Genomic DNA, 17,259 nt, shown 5'->3' with positions numbered 1-17,259 from the left:
CCTTCACAAACGGTCAGCCCCGGTCAGGGGCCTTACAGATAATTCTAAGGGAGCGGTGCCTTCTAGGGGGAGTCTCGCTGCGGTTCAAAGGGGGTCCGCTTCCCCGTCAATCTTGAAGAAGCCGTAATACATTGAGTGAAAATCAGGTCATACCGTTCATGAAATTCAGGTAATAGAGTATATGAAAATGCGGTAATAGAGTTGTCTGACAAGTGATAATATCTAGTTATGAAATACCTTCCAAGATCGTTGGACCGGGAACTTGATGACCTTTTACCCCACCTTTCTGCTGTAGCTATTGATGGCCCAAAAGGTGTCGGTAAAACCGCCACCGCCCAACGTCGCGCAGATACTGTTCTATCTCTCGACCGAACAAGTAATGTGGCCCTCTTAGAAAGCGACTTTGATTTTGATAGTTTTCGGGGCAAGAAGCTCCTGCTTGATGAGTGGCAGTACTACCCGAAGGTCTGGGACATGGTGCGCAGGGCCGTTGACCAGGGAGCACCGGCTGGGTCATTCCTGCTCACTGGCTCAGCTAGCCCCTACGATATGGCTGGAAGCCACAGCGGAGCTGGTCGGGTAGTTTCCCTGCGTATGCGCCCCATGGGGTTGCATGAGCGCGGCCAAACAACCCCAACCGTATTCCTTTCTGACCTGCTGGCAGGTGAAGCCGATATATCAACCTATCGGTCAGAGTATAAGCTGGCAGACTATATGGAAGCGATTGTCGCGAGCGGATTTCCCGGGTTGGCGGGGTTCAACCCCCGTGCCTTGCGTGCACAGCTGGAAGGGTACCTCATGCGTGTGATCGACCGTGATATCCCAGAACTTGGTGCCGAGGTTCGCCACCCCTTGGCTCTTAGAAAATGGCTGGCGGCATACGCGGCTGCTGAATCAAGCACAACTGCATACTCAAAACTGCTTGACGCAACGACCGGTGGTGACGGAACACAGCCATCTGAAAAAACCACCCGCACCTATCGTGAGCATTTGGCTAAATTGTGGTTACTCGACCCGGTGCCCGGTTGGGTACCGGCCTTAAACGCTTTCACGCGCTTACAACAATCCCCCAAACACCATCTAGCAGACCCCGCGTTGGCGGCTCATCTTCTAGGGTTGGATGCCTCTGCTTTGCTCTCTGACCGGGGGAGCCACATGGCAGGCCCCCTTTTTGAATCTTTAGTAACTCTCACGGTACGTGTTATGGCGCAGTCGCTGGAGGCCACAGTTTCTCACCTCAGGATGAATTCAGGTGCCAGAGAAATCGACCTCCTTGTAGAAGGGCATGACGGGCAACTAGTTGCCATAGAAGTGAAATTGAAAGCGGTTCCTACTGACCGGGACGTGCGTCATCTTCTTTGGTTGAAGGAACAGCTGCCTCAGCGCGTTGCGAGCCTGGTTGTTATTACCGCCGGTGACGTGGCCTACCGCCGCCCCGATGGCGTGTATGTTATTCCGTTGGCTCTTCTAGGGTAAATATATCTGCCTCAGTCAGTAGGTTCCAGCCGCATAATACATTTCTGCTATATACAGTTGGTTTGCCGTGACCGCCTGTTCACTGGGGCCCTACGTTATGTCCTCCACCTGCCCTGTGGATAAAAACATGCTGATCGTTTGCTGAGCAGGTAGGGTGTAACTACCCAAACACCACATGTTCAGGAGTACCTTCATGCGTTTTTCCGCCCCATCTCTAGCCTCTTCTGCCCGGCCTGCGTCTCGTCTAGGGGCCACGCTGGCTCTCTCGGTCCTTGCCCTAACCGGTTGCGGTTTGGGGGCCTCCGGTTCCCCGTCTGCTGACCGGTCAACGGCAAGGCCCGAGCCTAGCTCTAGTAGCTCAGCACCTTCCGGTGAAGCCGGTTTCTCCACAACAACAGGCTCCCCCTCAGCATCGGCTGGGGCCACTGCGTCATCATCAGCCTCCGCTACAGCAGCAAGTTCAGAAGCTCTGTCCACCCAGAACAGGGTTCCAGCTATCGGGCTTAAATATGATGGGAGCTTTGATGACTACGTGCCTGCCACAGAAGAAGCCCCCGCCCAGAAGGTCCCCAGGCCCATTGAACCTGAGGGTATGAATGAGCACACCCAAGAGGGTTTCGTCAAATTCTTTGAATACTACCTGGCTGAGCGTAACTACGCGATCACCAGCGGCGACACCGCCCGCTGGCGGGAGCTGGTAACACCAGCGGGCAAGCCTAACCCCTCTCAGCAGGCTGAGCTCGACTTCCTGGACAAGGTCGATGCCGCCTACAAAAACGGCGGGTGGGTTGTGCGGGGCCACCGCAAGGCAGTGACCGACTTCTACCTTGTGGGCAAGGGCAATGAGTTTGGTGAGTATGTACTCAATACCTACCTGGTAGAAAACGGGACCGTGCTCCTGAACCCTGAGGCTAACCCTCCGCGGACCGAATGGGTTCCGGTCACGGAAGATCCCTACTTCTTTGGGCTGGCGGCTGACTATGAGGACGGGGCCTGGGTGCTGACTCTGCAGGCTATGGACTACTCAGATACCATGGCGGTGCCAGCAGATAAGTAAGACTGCCGGTTTCGTGAGGTCTTGAGCCCGTCTACCCCTTAGGCCCGTCTGCCCCTTAGGGTAGGCGGGCAACTGCGTCTTGGAGGGCTTCTTTGACCGCCTGGATTGCTGGCTGGTTGGAGCTTTCGGCGCGGGTTGCCATGAAGATTTTCCGGGAGGGCGCATGGGGCAGGGGTAGGGCTTTAACACCGTAAGCTTCCTCTAGTTCTTTGCCCTGGGCAGGCAGCGCAAAGCTGGGCATGATGGCTGCCGCCCCGGTTGCGGCCAGTTGCAGGTGGGCGTTGAGGTCATCAATCACGTAACGGATGTGCGGTTCAAAACCTGCCGCCCGGCACTGGTTAATACCCCAGATGCGGGAGGTGTTGTGCTCGCCTTCAAAAACCCAGGGGAGCGCGCTAGCATCGGCCAGCTTTTCCACGGGGCTGTCCTGAGCAACAACCAACTGCAAAGTGTCAAGGGCCAACAGGTCATAGGTGAGGTCCGGGTATTCGGGAATGTAGTGGTGGGGGTAGGACTCAGCAATGACCACATCGAATTCCCGGCTGCGGGTTAGCGACAGGCCGGTTTCCGGGTCAATCTGTACCACGTGTAGTTGTACCTGAGGTGCCTGGTGCGCCAGGTGCTCAAGCACACCGGTGAGCAGGGCGTGCGCGGCTGACTGAAAGATGGCCAGCTTGACCTGGCCGGTGGGCACTCCATCCAGCAGTGTGATGCGGGTGCGGGCAGCATCCATTTCTCTGAGTATGTTCCGGGTACTATCGGCCAAGATGAGTGCTTCTGTGGTGAGTTCAACCCCCCTGCCGACCTTGCGGAGCAGGGGAGCGCCCACCTCTTTTTCCAGTGTGGTGATTTGCTGGGAGATGGCGGAGGAGGTCAGGTGCAGTGCTTTGGCTGCGGCGGCAAGGGTGCCGCGTTCGTGGATTTCTAGCAGCATGGCAAGGCGGCGCAGGTCGTACATGGGGGAACCTCACTAGGGGTAGAGCACTCAGATCAATAAACATTAGTGCTACTAAATATACAGGGTAAAAAATATTCACTTTTACTAATAGTGTAACCAGAACCTAAAGATGGTGAAATGGATAACAAGAAGCAGGTTTTCGCCCCGCCAAGAGCGGGCCAACAAGGAGGTCACCCCATGGCACAACCCTTCACCGACACCCACCACCAGAAACTAGCAGAACAGGCCGTCCAGCTGGTTGCCGACTGGGTTCAGGCAGCCCAGCAGATTCCCTCTGACCCTTCCGCAGAAAAACTGGCCGGAGTTCTCAAAGACCCCAACGGCCTAGACTTCACCGTGGGCTTTGTGGACGGCGTCATCCGCCCCGAAGACCAGCAAGTCGCCGGTAAAAACCTGAGCCGAATCGCCCCGATCGTGCCCTCCTTCTTGCCCTGGTACATGAAGAGCGCTGTAGGGGTGGGCGGCAAGCTGGCCGTCAAGGCTTCCTGGCCCACCGTACCCCTTGCCCGCACCGTCCTGCGCCAGATGGTGGGCCACCTGATTGTCGATGCCCGCGACCAGAAGCTGGGCCCCGCCATCAAACACCTGACCTCAACAGGCAACAAGCTCAACATCAACCTGCTGGGTGAAGCCGTCCTAGGCGACCGCGAGGCAGAACGCCGCCTGAGTGAAACCAAGCGACTGCTGGCCCGCGACGACGTTGACTACGTTTCCATTAAGGTGTCCTCCGTATCTGGCCCCCACTCGCACTGGGCCTTCGAAGAGGTCGTTGCCGATGCCGTTGAACGCCTAACCCCCCTCTACGAGCAGGCGGCGGCATCACCGACCCCCAAGTTCATCAACCTGGACATGGAAGAGTACAAGGACCTGGACATGACCATCGCGGTCTTCACCAAGATCCTTGACCAGCCCCAGCTTAAGAACCTGGAGGCCGGCATCGTGCTCCAGGCCTACCTGCCCGACACCCTGGCCGCCATGCAGCACCTTCAGGAGTGGGCTGCTCAGCGCGTTGCCGCCGGTGGCGCTCGCATCAAGGTTCGACTGGTCAAGGGCGCAAACCTGTCCATGGAAAGGGTAGAAGCCGCCGTTCATGGCTGGCCCCTGACTACCTGCGACTCCAAGCAGGACTCTGACACCAACTACAAGCGCATCCTCAACTATGCACTGACCCCCGAACGCACCCGCAACATCCGCCTGGGCGTTGCCGGCCACAACCTCTTTGACGTCGCTTTTGCACTGCTTCTCGCCGAAGACCGAGGGGTCGAAAAAGATATCGAATTTGAGATGCTCATCGGCATGGCCTCCCAGCAGGCGGAGGTTATCCGCCAGCGTGTGGGCCACCTGCTGCTTTACACCCCCGTGGTCCGCCCCGAAGAGTTCGACGTCGCTATCTCCTACCTGGTGCGCCGCCTTGAAGAGAACGCGTCGAGCGAGAACTTCATGAGCGCAGTCTTTGACCTGGATTCTTCCCCCCAGCTCTTTGAACGCGAAAAGAATCGATTCTTGCGCTCCCTGGAGGCTGTGACCGATGAAGTTCAGCCGCCCCAGCGCACCCAGAACAGGCTGGAGGAGACTGCTGATACTGTTTTCAAGCCTGCCCCCGGGACCTTTGAGAACACTCCCGATACCGACCCAGCCCTGGCGGGTAACCGTGAATGGGGCCGCGCTATCTTGGAGCGCTCCAAGACCACCCAGATTGGTCTGGATGCTCTGGAGGCTAACGAGCTGGGTTCATCAGAAGAGGCTGAGGCCCTGGTCGCCCAGACCGTGGAAGCTGGCCGCGCCTGGGGTGCCCGCCCCGCCTCCGAACGCGCCGAAATCCTGCGTAAGGTAGCCGTCAACCTGGCGGTCCGCCGTGGCGAGTTCATGGAGATTATGGCTGCTGAGGCCGGCAAGACCCTGGACCAGGGAGATGTTGAAGTCTCTGAGGCTATCGACTTTGCCTACTACTACGCTCTGCTGGCTGAGCGCCTTGATTCTGTGGACGGTGCCAAGCACCACCCGGTTAAGCTGACCCTGGTCGTTCCGCCCTGGAACTTCCCCACAGCGATCCCCGTCGGTGGTGTGCTTTCTGCCCTGGCCGCTGGCTCCGCCGTGATTTTCAAGCCCGCAAGCAACACCGCCCGGGTGGGTGCACTGATTGCTGAGGTGCTGTGGCAGGCTGGAGTGCCCGAGGAGGTCCTGCGCCTGGTCAAGGTCACCGACCGCCAGGCCGGTTCCACTATGATTGCCCACCCCAGCGTTGACCGCCTTATTCTGACCGGCGGTTACGAGACCGCCGAGATGTTCCGGTCCTGGCGTAAGGACCTGCCGCTATTCGGTGAGACCTCCGGTAAGAACTCTATTATTGTGACCCCCAATGCTGACCTTGATCTGGCGGTTAAAGACGTGGTCTACTCGGCCTTCGGTCATGCCGGGCAGAAGTGTTCAGCGGCTTCAACGGTTATTCTTGTTGGCTCGGTAGGGGAGTCTAAACGCTTCTACAACCAGCTGGTCGATGCGGTAAAGTCCCTGCACGTTGCCCACCCCCAGGACATTGAAGCCGAGATGGGCCCGGTCATTGAGGTTCCCGAGGGCAAGCTCAAGCGCGGCCTGACCGAGCTGGGCGAGGGCGAGACCTGGGTACTCAAACCCCAGCAGCTCGATGAGACCGGCAGGCTCTGGTCACCCGGCGTCCGCGCAGGTGTCAAACCCGGCTCCGAGTACCACCTGACCGAGTACTTTGGCCCCATTCTGGGTGTCATGAAGGCCGCAACTTTAGAAGAAGCCATTGAGCTTCAGAACGCAACCGACTACGGCCTGACCGCTGGCCTTCATTCACTGGATTCCGGTGAACTTGAACTCTGGCTCAGCAAGGTTCAGGCGGGTAACCTCTACGTCAACCGAGGCATCACCGGCGCGATTGTTCAGCGTCAGCCCTTCGGCGGCTGGAAGAAGTCCACCGTAGGTTCGGGCACCAAGGCTGGCGGCCCCAACTACCTGGTGGCCCTCAGCGACTGGGAAAGCGCACCCGCAACTGCGACCACCGCCCCCTCCGACCAGAAGGTGCTCTCTGTGCTGACCGCTGTTCGCGGCCTGGATGGCTTCCCACCAGAAGAGCTGGATATGCTGGCTCGCGCCGCAAGCTCTGATGCTGATGCCTGGGCAACTGAATTCGGGCAGGGGCACGACCCCAGTAAGCTGGGTGTAGAACGCAATATCCTGCGTTACCTGCCAACTACGGTTCAGGTTCGTCTAGACCAAGATGGGGAGCTTGTCGCTGCCTTGCGCGTTCTGCTGGCGGGGCTGGTTGCCGGGGCACGGGTTGAGTTCTCCACCGCCCAGGAGCTACCCACTGCTCTGACCGCAGCTCTGGGCGCCGCAGGTATCAGCCTTGTCTCTCAGGACGATGCTCAGTACCGCTCGGCTCTTGCCAAAATTGCTCACACCCCCTCCAAGAAGCTTGAGGGAACCGCCTTTGAGGGTGCCCGTATCCGCTACATTGGCCAGGACGTCACGAGTATCTACCAGGCCTTGAATGGCCGACCCGACATTGCGGTTTACTTCCAGCCTGTGACAGAAGCCGGTCGAATCGAGATTCTGCCCTTTATCCGGGAGCAGGCCGTTTCGATTACTGCCCACCGTTTCGGTAACCCCTACAAATTCTCTGAGGGCCTTATCTAATCCACGGTAAAGACCAGCCCGCCCTTCACCATGAGGGGCGGGCCTTTTATGGTAAGAAGACAGTAAAAGAGGTGGCGCCAAACACGCATCACTGTTTTCTGTGTCATATAATCGTGCCTAGGCTGATTCCTTTTCCCTCACTGGAATCATGCGCAGTTAGTTCGAGCTTCACGCACCTCGATCGGCATCTTTGATCACTAGAAAAGGACACCTCCGATGAGCAATGTTCCCGCAGAACTCAAATACACCAAAGAACACGAGTGGGTTGGTCAACTCACCGCAGACGGAACAGTTCGTATTGGGGTAACAGACCACGCCCAGGGCGAACTGGGCGACGTTGTGTACGTTGACTTGCCCGAAGTGGGGGACACCCTCGAAGCTGAGGCAACATTCGGTGAGATTGAATCCACCAAGAGCGTCTCTGACCTCTTCGTTCCGCTTTCTGGCCAAGTTGTAGCTGTCAACGATGCCTTGGAAAGCTCGCCCGAAACTGTGAACTCTGATCCTTACGGTGAGGGCTGGCTAATTGAACTCCGCCCGGCGAACAAAGCTGACATTGATTCCCTGCTTTCTGCTGAGGGCTACCTAGCTGAGATTGAAGCCCAGTAGCTTTCCCACTTTTCGTAGAGCTTGTGCACCGCCTTTTCCCTACCGGGGAGGGCGGTGCCCTTCTGCTGAGCGAAAATCACGAAAAATACCGGGTGGAACACGGCCTGAAATAGCCATAAATCGTTCCTAATGGCTAAGATTAAACAAGCGGTTCACTGTTTACCATTTCGTGACCTTGTGCCGGTTCATACCACAACACAACATATCCCATGACGTAGTCATCTTCCCCGGGTTCCAGACCCCAAGATTCTTCTGTCGCACCATCCCACAAAGGACTAGATTGTATGGCCCCCGCCGAAGCCCACCCACAGACAAACACCATTAGCCTCACCGCCCTGGGGATTTCTCAGGCTCACACTCCTACTGCTGAGGAAACCGCCCTGCTGGCAACTCTTCCTGTTGGCTCAGCTGTTCTTATTGGTATTGATGGTCAGTTCAAGGGTGCTCGTTTCCTGCTGACTCCCGATGCGACAGATGACGGTGGGGTTCTACCCACTATTGCCGGCCGTAGCCCTGAGTCTGACATCTACTTAGACGACGTCACCGTTTCGCGTCGCCACGCACTCTTTATTCCGAACGCAGGCAGCTTCATCCTGACCGACGCTGATTCCTTGAACGGTACCTATGTTAATGGTGATCGCGTCGATGAGGCTTACCTCAAGAACGGCGATGAAATCCACATCGGCAAGTTTCACTTCGCTTTCTACCAGGGTCAAGGCAAGTAATGAAACCCCAGGCACAATCTGCTGACGCTAGCGGTGCCGGGGCCAAGAATAAGACGATCGGCCAGGTACTCGGCGCCCTCGAAAGTGAGTTTGAGGGTATTAGCGCCTCTAAAATTCGCTTCCTTGAAGACAAGGGGCTGGTGAGCCCGCAGCGCACTAATACCGGTTACCGTAAGTACTCTGAGCAGGATATTGAGCGCCTACGCTATGTCCTCCAGCTTCAGCGAGACCAGTACCTACCGCTCAAAGTTATCAGGCAGCGTCTAGCTGAGTTAGATGCTGGGCTTGCGCCCGAGGCCGTCCAGTCTCAGGAAGAGAAAACCGTTCCTGCTGTTGCTCCGGGCCAGCGCCCAGCTCTTCCTGCTGAACCTGGGCAGGTCTATACTCTGCGAGAGTTGGGCCAGGCGGCTGGCGTTGATATGCCCCTGCTCCGTGAACTCCTCAACTACGGGCTGCTAGAAGAGGGGAAAGAAGCCTACGATCAGTATGATCTGGCTGTCACCGAGGTCTGTAACCAGCTCACTGTCCACGGCCTACACCCGCGCCACCTGAGGGCTTTCCGGGCGGCGGCTGACCGGGAAGTAGACCTGGTGGAGACCGCTGTCGGCCCGCTGGCCTTGCGTAAGGACGAAAAATCTCAGGCCAGGGCGGCTGAGCTTGCTGGTGAAATTGCCCAGTTGATGCTCCGCCTACACATGGCCCTTGTCGCAGGCGCAATGCCAAGCTTTGATTAGGCTCTTTGAGGGCTGGGTCTCTGGCTAGCTTTCTGGTGGCGGTATTTTAATGACTTAGACCACCTTAAAACGCCGGGTGTCTGGCTGACCTAAATAACAGTCAATCGGTTTGGGGCAGGTAGGATAAGAGAGTCCATGATCCACATGAGGGAAGGAATCGCTATCACCGTGAATAACGATAACGGTTACAAGAGCGCAACTGATGCGCTACAAGGCGTATCTGCCCCTCTGGATCAGCCCTTGCTGGGTATTGACGACGTCATGCCTCGCAGTGCCCCGGTAGGCGAGCAGGGCGTTCTGTTTGACGATCCGCTTTCCCTGGTCGATGAAAATCTGGGCTACCGTGGGCCTACGGCCTGTAAAGCTGCTGGCATTACCTACCGCCAGCTTGATTACTGGGCCCGAACTCACCTGGTCGAACCCACCGTGCGTTCCGCTCAGGGGTCAGGTTCCCAGCGTCTATATTCTTTTCGCGATGTCCTGGTTCTTAAAATCGTTAAGAGCCTTTTGGACACCGGGGTTTCCCTGCAACAGATCCGCACTTCGGTGGAGCACCTGCGTGCTCGGGGTGTCGAAGATTTGGCCGGTATCACTCTCATGTCTGACGGTGCATCGGTCTATGAATGCACCTCAGCTGCCGAGGTAATCGATTTGGTACAGGCTGGCCAGGGGGTCTTCGGCATTGCCATTGGCCGGGTCTGGCGTGAACTCGAAGTTTCGCTCAGTGAGCTACCCGGCGAGAACACCGCACAAGAAGTCGCTCAGGGCCCCGAAATTCACGATGAGCTCTCTGCCCGCCGGGCGCGTAAAGCTGGCGCCTAATCAGCTATTAGTTTCGTTCTGTGTAAACACAGCACATAAGGGAAGGAAACCCTTCAAGGGTTTCCTTCCCCTTTTGTATTACTAGGCGCCTTACTTGGCTTTCTCAAGCTCTACCAGCCCAGCTAAGAGGGCTGTAAAAGCATCTGCCAGAGGCTGGGCTTCTGCTTCAGGCCAGTAGTGGACGGGGTAGGCGGAGCCTTGAATTCGTTGAAGCAGGGGAGTCTCAGGAATCGGGATTTCTGCTACCAGATCACCAAAGAGGACCCGCATTTCTTCGGTGCGGTATTCGTGCTCAGGGTCATTGTCCCTGACCTTATTCATAATGATGGATGCTGATCCGACAGCGTACTCAGTGTTTGACTCAAAGCGGGCGATAGCTCGCATAGTGCGTTCAGAGCCGGCAACAGAGAAGAGGGAAGGCTCGGCAACAGAGAGAACCCGCTCGGAAGCCGCCCAGGCCATCTCGGTCAGGCGACCAAGGGTTGGCGGGCAGTCGATGAGGATGAGGTCGAAATCGTCGCTCACGGGTTCTAGCAATCGTGCTAGATGAGGCAACAGAATGTCTGTAGGCTCAGACCGTTCCAGGGCTGTCAGCCGGGCTGACGCGCGCCCAACCCACACCCCGGCTTCTAAGCCAGTTCGGGAAGCCTGCCCCAAACTGCCCAGAGCGGTCCATGAGGAGGGACGAATCTCGTCCTTGAGCCAATAATTGTCGGGCGCTGAGAGCATGGCACCCATATCGGCACCATCGGTAGGTGAGCCCAGACCCGTTGAAGCATCCCCGTGCGGATCCAAGTCAATGACCAGAACACGTAATCCGCAGGCCTGGGCAGCAGAAGCAAGCCCTAGAGTAACAGAGGTTTTACCCACGCCGCCTTTAAGGCTACTGATGCTTACAATGCTGGTCATACTGGGAAGCCTCTCGATTACTGGGAACACACTGCCTTTACTATGCTACCTAAAAAGCTGGGGACGATGAGTTTGCCTATACCCACGCCTGGGAAGGGGCTAGCAGGAGAAAATACCAAGTGTAGTGCTAGTGACCATAAAATCCATAGATTACGGTCCTCATCACACAACATGGCCTCAAAAGGGAGTCTGGGCCGTCAAAAAAAGCTATATTTGAGGTGTTCACACACTCTTGTGGCTTAGCTCCGCCTGCCTGTCTAGGTTTCGACGGAGCGGAACGGAAAGAAATGTTTTCAAAAATCTTGGTCGCCAACCGTGGCGAAATCGCGATTCGCGCCTACCGAGCGGCCTATGAGCTTGGTGCAAAGACAGTCGGTGTCTTCCCCTACGAAGACCGCCACTCCATTCACCGCCAGCAGGCTGATGAAGCTTACCCCATCGGTGAAGAGGGACACCCCGTTCGGGCTTACCTGGACATTGATGAGATCATCCGCGTCGCCAAAGAAGCCGGCGCCGATGCCATCTACCCCGGTTACGGTTTCCTCTCCGAAAATCCTGATTTGGCGCGGGCTGCAGCTGACGCTGGTATCACCTTCATTGGCCCGCCCCCGGAGGTACTGGAGTTAGCGGGAAATAAGGTAGAGGCACTGCGTGCCGCCCGCCGCGCAGGTATCCCGGTGCTCAAATCAACCGAACCCAGCTCAGACATCGACTACCTCCTGAGCCAGGCGGAAGAAATCGGCTTCCCCATTTTCGTGAAAGCTGTTGCCGGCGGCGGTGGCCGTGGCATGCGCCGGGTCGAAAACCGCCAAGCTCTTAAAGGCTCCATCGAAGCGGCGATGCGTGAAGCTGAAACCGCGTTTGGTGACCCCACTGTCTTCCTGGAACAGGCTGTCTTGCGCCCCCGCCACATCGAGGTGCAGATTCTTGCCGATGCAGAGGGCAACATCGTTCACCTCTTTGAGCGTGACTGCTCGCTCCAGCGCCGTCACCAGAAGGTCGTTGAAATCGCTCCTGCCCCCAATCTGGACGATAAGATCCGCCAGGCCCTCTTCCGCGATGCTGTGAAGTTCGCCCGGGAGCTAGGCTACGTCAACGCCGGTACCGTGGAGTTCCTGGTCGATACCGCAGGTGAGCGCGCTGGCCAGCATGTCTTTATCGAGATGAACCCCCGTATTCAGGTGGAGCACACCGTCACCGAAGAGGTGACCGATGTTGACCTGGTTCAGTCACAGATGCGTATTGCTGCCGGTGAAACCCTGGATGATTTGGGAATCCACCAGGAGGACCTGAAAGTACGTGGCTACGCCCTTCAGTCCCGCATCACTACCGAAGACCCCGCCAACGGTTTCCGCCCGGACGTTGGCAAGGTAACCTACTACCGTTCGGCCGGTGGCTCCGGCATCCGACTGGACGGTGGCACCGTCTACACCGGGGCACAGATTTCACCGCACTTTGACTCCATGCTGGTCAAACTGACCTGCCGGGGTCGTACCTTTGAATCAGCTGTTCAGCGCGCCTCCCGTGCGCTGGCGGAGTTCCGTATTCGTGGTGTTGCCACCAATATCCCCTTTATCCAGGCGGTGCTGGAGGACCCCACCTTCCGCGCGGGCGATGTCTCCACCCCCTTCATCGATGAGCACCCCGAGCTCTTGATCAAGAAGCCCTCCGCTGACCGTGGAACCAAGGCTCTTCAGTACCTGGCGAACGTAACCGTCAATAAGCCTCACGGCCCCCGCATTGACGGTATTGACCCGCGCACTAAGCTCCCACGTTTCCCCGGGGATAAGGTCTCAGAGCCTTTCCGCTCACCCTTTGACGCTTCGTCCCATCAGCCTCCAACTGGTTGGCGGCAACGCCTGCTAGAACTGGGGCCGGAGGGCTTTGCCAAGGCAGTTCGTGAGACCAAGGAAGTGCTGATCACAGACACAACCTTCCGAGATGCTCACCAGTCACTGCTGGCAACCCGTGTGCGTACCCGTGACCTCTTGGCAGCAGCACCAGCTGTAGCTCACGTCACCCCGGAGCTTTTCTCGGTTGAAGCTTGGGGCGGTGCTACCTACGACGTTGCTCTGCGGTTCCTGACTGAGGACCCCTGGGAACGCCTTGCCCACCTGCGTGCGGCCATGCCTAACCTGCCTATCCAGATGCTACTGCGGGGTAGGAACACTGTGGGCTACACACCCTACCCCACCGAAGTAACCGATGCTTTCGTGCAGGAGGCAGCAGCCACCGGTGTTGATATCTTCCGCATTTTTGATTCGCTGAACGATGTCTCCCAAATGACACCGGCTATCAAGGCCGTTCGTGCAACGGGCACAGCGGTAGCTGAGGTGGCAATCTGCTACACCGGCGATATGCTCGACCCCAACGAGAAGACCTACTCACTGGACTACTACCTCAACCTTGCCGATCAGGTGGTTGAGGCCGGTGCTCACATCCTAGCCATTAAGGACATGGCAGGTCTGCTGCGCCCCGAGGCGGCCCGCCGACTGGTGACCGCTCTGCGGGAGCGCTTTGACCTGCCAGTGCACCTGCACACCCACGACACTGCCGGTGGCCAGGTGGGTACTCTGCTTGCGGCGGTTGAAGCCGGTGTTGACGTTGTGGACGTGGCCTCAGCCTCCATGGCTGGCACCACCTCACAGCCCTCTTTCTCAGCTCTTGTGGGTGCTCTCCAGCATACCGAGCGTCAGCCCTCTATCACCCTTGAGGCCGCCTGTGCTCTGGAACCCTACTGGGAAGCTGTTCGTACCATCTACAAGCCCTTTGAGATGGGCCTGTCTGCCCCAACCGGGCGTGTCTACACCCACGAGATTCCCGGCGGTCAGCTCTCCAACCTCCGCGCCCAGGCTAAGGCTCTGGGGCTGGGGGAGCGGTTCGAGGACATCGAAGATATGTACGCGGCAGCTGATCGCATGCTGGGCCATATCGTCAAGGTCACCCCGTCCTCCAAGGTTGTGGGCGACCTGGCTCTCCAGTTAGTCGGTATGGGTGTCTCACCCGAGGACTTTGAGAAAGATCCTCAGAACTTTGATATCCCCGACTCCGTTATCGGCTTCCTCAACGGTGAACTGGGTACCCCGCCTGCTGGTTGGCCTGAGCCCTTCCGCACCCGGGCACTTGAGGGCCGCAAGCTGGCGAAGCCTAGTCTTAAGGAACTTTCTGCGGAGGATCTTGCGGCTTTGGCTGGGGACTCGGCAACCCGCCGCGCTACCCTCAACCGCCTGCTCTTTGCCGGCCCCACCCAGGATTATGAGAAGGCCCGGGAGGAGTTCGGCGATGTTTCAATCCTGCACACCCGTGACTTCCTCTACGGCATGGTCTTCAAGCGCGAACACGTCATCTCCCTGGGTAAGGGTGTGCGTTTGATTGCTACCCTGCAGGCTATCTCAGAGCCAGATGATAAGGGTATCCGTGAGGTCATCTGCACCTTGAATGGTCAGCAGCGTAGTGTCTATGTTCGCGATAACTCGGTTGAGTCCAACGTCAAGGAAGCTGAGAAGGCTGATGCCTCCAATACCGGTCATATAGCGGCTCCTTTCGCCGGTGGTGTGACTATTACGGTCAAGCCCGGCGATGTCATTGCGGCGGGTGACCAGGTAGCCACCATTGAGGCTATGAAGATGGAGGCTTCAATTACTTCCACCGTCTCAGGTACCGTCGAACGTATCGTCTATAAGGACATCTCGCAGGTAGCTGGTGGTGACCTGCTGATTGTGGTCAATGTTCAGTAGAGAACCTGAGTAAGAAGGCGGCGGTTCCCGGGCAACGGGGGCCGCTGCTTTCTTTTGCCCCCACCGATGGCCTAAGGCAGGGGTAAGTTTGCGGGTATTTCTTTCTTTAATCTAGTCAGGTCAGCTTTCCAGTGCTAGTTTTTTAGGCATGATAAAGACTCGTGGACTGTTGATTTCCTGGCTCCTGAGCACTGCTCTCTTTTACATGTGTTCGATTGGATACACCGTCTTTCAAGCTAGGTTCAGTGATGTGAATCCCCTGGGGGCAGGAGGCCTTACTTTCACGCCTATCGTGGACCGTTGGGTAGTAGTGGTTGCTATGGTTACACTCTGGGTAAGCGCAATTTTGGGTGCTATCTACTTGAGTTTGAGCATCAATAATTGGAAACATAGAACTGCCATTCCCGGGCAAAGGGAAAGTACTGCAGGAGTTCTGACCGCAGTTCTTTGGGTTCTCGGGACGCCCATCTTCCTCATTTTCTTTCTGCTCGGTCTATTAATGGCGTTTATTACATATAGTATGCAGGATTACAAATATATACAGAGCGAAAGCGCCCAGACATATATTTTGGTTAGTAAAGACAACATCGATTACAGCACCTACTATCAGTACAAAAGAGTTGCTCCTGGCCTGATGATTCGAGACCGGGAAATCAACTACTCACATTGGCAGGCTGGAGAATATGTTCCCCCGGAAGCGCCTTTATTTGATTGGTGAATGGGCCCAGATAAGCTAGGTAGCATGAATATTACTCACATTATGGTTATTGGTTTTGGTGCTCTTCTCTTGCTGGTGGGGGCGCTTGCTCCTCAAGCTGGGTGGAACCTGCCGGTAATGATTCTGGGCGGTCTGCACGTGGTAGTAGGTAACGTCCTTGTTTTCCGTCAGATGAAACAGAACCTTCAGCAGACCAAGCAAACTCCCCAAGACAAGGCAACCAACGAATAAGCACACTAGGCTGATCGGGAGGATTTCAGTCTGGGGCAGTGGGCGGGAATAGCCTGTCAGCGTTCGATGTTGAACCTTACACGGGCACACCGAATCAGTGCCCACAAAAGCTACAGCGAAAGGTACCGTGTTGAGCGCAGTACGCGAATACGACATCATTATCATCGGATCAGGTTCCGGTAACTCTCTACCGAACGCAGCAATGGAAGGCAAGAAAATTGCCATTATTGACGGCGGACGGTTCGGCGGAACCTGCCTGAACGTGGGGTGTATCCCTACCAAGATGTACGTTTACCCTGCCTCGGTTGTTACCCGGAGCAAGGAGGCCGCTCGGCTGGGGGTTGAGCTAGAACACCGCAGTACTGCCTGGCGCGATATCCGTGACCGCATTTTTGGGCGTATCGATGCTATCAGCCAGGGCGGTTTGCAGTGGCGTAAGTCCCTGGACAATGTGGATGTCTACCAAGAGTTCGTCCAGTTCATTGACACCCACACTCTACGTACCGATTCAGGTATTGAGCTGACCGCCCCTCAGATTGTTGTAGCGACCGGTTCCCGCGTTTCACTGCCTCAGGTTCCCGGTATCGACCTGCCCCAGGTGCACACATCCGACACCATCATGCGCTTGGAGGACCTACCCCAACACATCGTGGTGGTGGGCGGTGGCTTTATCGCCGCTGAGTTCGCGCATGTCTTTAACGGGCTTGGGGCTCGTGTAACCCAGGCTGTTCGTTCCGACCGTCTGCTCAGGAGCCATGACCGCAGTATCGCAGAGACTTTCACCACTGCCGCTCAGCATCAGTGGGACCTTCGCCTTAACCACGCCCTGCGCTCTATAGAACCAAGTCAGGGTGGAAAAGTGACGGTTCACTTTGAGGTCCATGGGCAGGATGTCACGGTTGAAGCCGATACCGTACTGGTAGCCACAGGGCGCACCCCGAACTCGGATACAATCTCGGCCGCCACTTTCTTTGACGTTGATGAGCGAGGCCTGCTGCAGGTCGATGAGTACCAGCGTGTTCTCTCAGGTGGCCTTCCGGTCAAGGGCCTATGGGCGCTGGGTGATGTGTCGTCACCTTTCCAGCTCAAGCACGTTGCCAACGCTGAGATGCGCACTGTGCAGTGGAATCTGCTCAACCCTGAGCACCTCAAAGCCACAGACCACCGCTTTGTCCCTTCCGCTGTTTTCACCTACCCTCCGATTGCTTCGGTGGGCCTGACCGAGGAAGAAGCCCAGCAAGAGGCTGACCGCGAGGGCTTTGAGATAACCGTCAAAGAGCAAAAGTTCGGCGACGTTGCCTACGGTTGGGCCATGGAGGACTCTGAGGGGCTCTGCAAACTGATTGCCCGCAAGGATACCGGTCAATTACTGGGAGCACACCTGATTGGTGAAGAATCACCAACCCTGATTCAACCCCTCATCCAGGCTATGAGCTTTGGCCTTTCTGCTCGGGATATGGCTCGTGGCCAGTACTGGATCCACCCGGCCCTGACTGAAGTTGTAGAGAACGCGCTTCTGGGCCTGGAGCTGGACTCCTAGCAAGTCACTCTGAGATAGAGGTACCGTGCACCGGAGGCTAGAGTTTTCTAGTTGCTCTCTCTGCCTTCGGCTCAGAACTA

General features: G+C 56.9%; 13 protein-coding genes. 11 read left to right on the top strand and 2 right to left on the bottom strand.

All coding sequences use genetic code 11. The features are described from left to right. The first annotated feature begins 228 nt into the window (after positions 1-228). The gene (locus ACN08Y_RS09220; RefSeq protein WP_419112488.1) at positions 229-1,476 is read left to right on the top strand and encodes an ATP-binding protein; all 1,248 of its coding nucleotides are present in this window, start codon (positions 229-231) and stop codon (positions 1,474-1,476) included. Positions 1,477-1,669: 193 nt separating this feature from the next. After that, entirely contained in the window at positions 1,670-2,533 is an 864-nt protein-coding gene (locus ACN08Y_RS09215; RefSeq protein WP_419112487.1) for a DUF6318 family protein, read from the top strand. 55 nt (positions 2,534-2,588) lie between these two features. Here the strand turns inward: ACN08Y_RS09215 and ACN08Y_RS09210 are convergent, their stop codons facing one another. After that, positions 2,589-3,491 (bottom strand): LysR family transcriptional regulator, encoded by a 903-nt coding sequence (locus ACN08Y_RS09210; RefSeq protein WP_419112486.1) that lies wholly within the window; start codon positions 3,489-3,491, stop codon positions 2,589-2,591. A gap of 177 nt (positions 3,492-3,668) precedes the next feature. Between ACN08Y_RS09210 and ACN08Y_RS09205 the strand changes: the two genes are divergently transcribed. From ACN08Y_RS09205 to ACN08Y_RS09185, 5 genes are all read left to right on the top strand, one after another. Beyond that, on the top strand, positions 3,669-7,154 hold the full coding sequence (locus tag ACN08Y_RS09205; RefSeq protein WP_419112485.1) for a bifunctional proline dehydrogenase/L-glutamate gamma-semialdehyde dehydrogenase: 3,486 nt from the start codon (positions 3,669-3,671) through the stop codon (positions 7,152-7,154). 216 nt (positions 7,155-7,370) lie between these two features. After that, a complete protein-coding gene (gene gcvH, locus ACN08Y_RS09200; protein ID WP_419112484.1) occupies positions 7,371-7,763 on the top strand; it encodes a glycine cleavage system protein GcvH in 393 nt (130 codons plus the stop codon). Positions 7,764-8,047: 284 nt separating this feature from the next. After that, positions 8,048-8,488: an FHA domain-containing protein gene (locus ACN08Y_RS09195; RefSeq protein WP_419112483.1), complete on the top strand. Its 441-nt coding sequence runs from the start codon at positions 8,048-8,050 to the stop codon at positions 8,486-8,488. Continuing rightward, positions 8,488-9,222, top strand: a complete 735-nt coding sequence (locus tag ACN08Y_RS09190; RefSeq protein WP_419112482.1) for a MerR family transcriptional regulator — start codon at positions 8,488-8,490, stop codon at positions 9,220-9,222. The genes ACN08Y_RS09195 and ACN08Y_RS09190 overlap by 1 nt, the downstream gene beginning before the upstream one ends. A gap of 261 nt (positions 9,223-9,483) precedes the next feature. Beyond that, positions 9,484-10,044 carry a MerR family transcriptional regulator gene (locus ACN08Y_RS09185; RefSeq protein ID WP_419100119.1) on the top strand — a complete coding sequence of 187 codons (561 nt, stop codon included), beginning with the start codon at positions 9,484-9,486 and terminating at the stop codon, positions 10,042-10,044. Between the two features lie 90 nt (positions 10,045-10,134). On the opposite strand, the gene ACN08Y_RS09180 is transcribed toward ACN08Y_RS09185, so the two are convergent. Then, complete coding sequence (locus ACN08Y_RS09180; RefSeq protein WP_419112481.1) at positions 10,135-10,953, bottom strand: ParA family protein; 819 nt, start codon at positions 10,951-10,953, stop codon at positions 10,135-10,137. Positions 10,954-11,240: 287 nt separating this feature from the next. On the opposite strand from ACN08Y_RS09180, the gene ACN08Y_RS09175 reads away from it, so the two are divergent. The 4 genes from ACN08Y_RS09175 (at position 11,241) to ACN08Y_RS09160 (ending at position 17,179) form a co-directional block, all read left to right on the top strand. After that, positions 11,241-14,690 (top strand): pyruvate carboxylase, encoded by a 3,450-nt coding sequence (locus ACN08Y_RS09175; protein ID WP_419112480.1) that lies wholly within the window; start codon positions 11,241-11,243, stop codon positions 14,688-14,690. 319 nt (positions 14,691-15,009) lie between these two features. Then, positions 15,010-15,408 carry a hypothetical protein gene (locus ACN08Y_RS09170; RefSeq protein ID WP_419100039.1) on the top strand — a complete coding sequence of 133 codons (399 nt, stop codon included), beginning with the start codon at positions 15,010-15,012 and terminating at the stop codon, positions 15,406-15,408. A gap of 24 nt (positions 15,409-15,432) precedes the next feature. After that, on the top strand, positions 15,433-15,639 hold the full coding sequence (locus tag ACN08Y_RS09165; RefSeq protein ID WP_419100040.1) for a hypothetical protein: 207 nt from the start codon (positions 15,433-15,435) through the stop codon (positions 15,637-15,639). Between the two features lie 130 nt (positions 15,640-15,769). After that, on the top strand, positions 15,770-17,179 hold the full coding sequence (locus ACN08Y_RS09160; protein WP_419112509.1) for a mycothione reductase: 1,410 nt from the start codon (positions 15,770-15,772) through the stop codon (positions 17,177-17,179). Positions 17,180-17,259: the final 80 nt, after the last annotated feature.

It is taken from the genome of Rothia sp. P5764 (assembly GCF_048512965.1).
GTDB lineage: Bacteria > Actinomycetota > Actinomycetes > Actinomycetales > Micrococcaceae > Rothia.
This window is presented reverse-complemented; position numbering and strand designations above follow the sequence as displayed.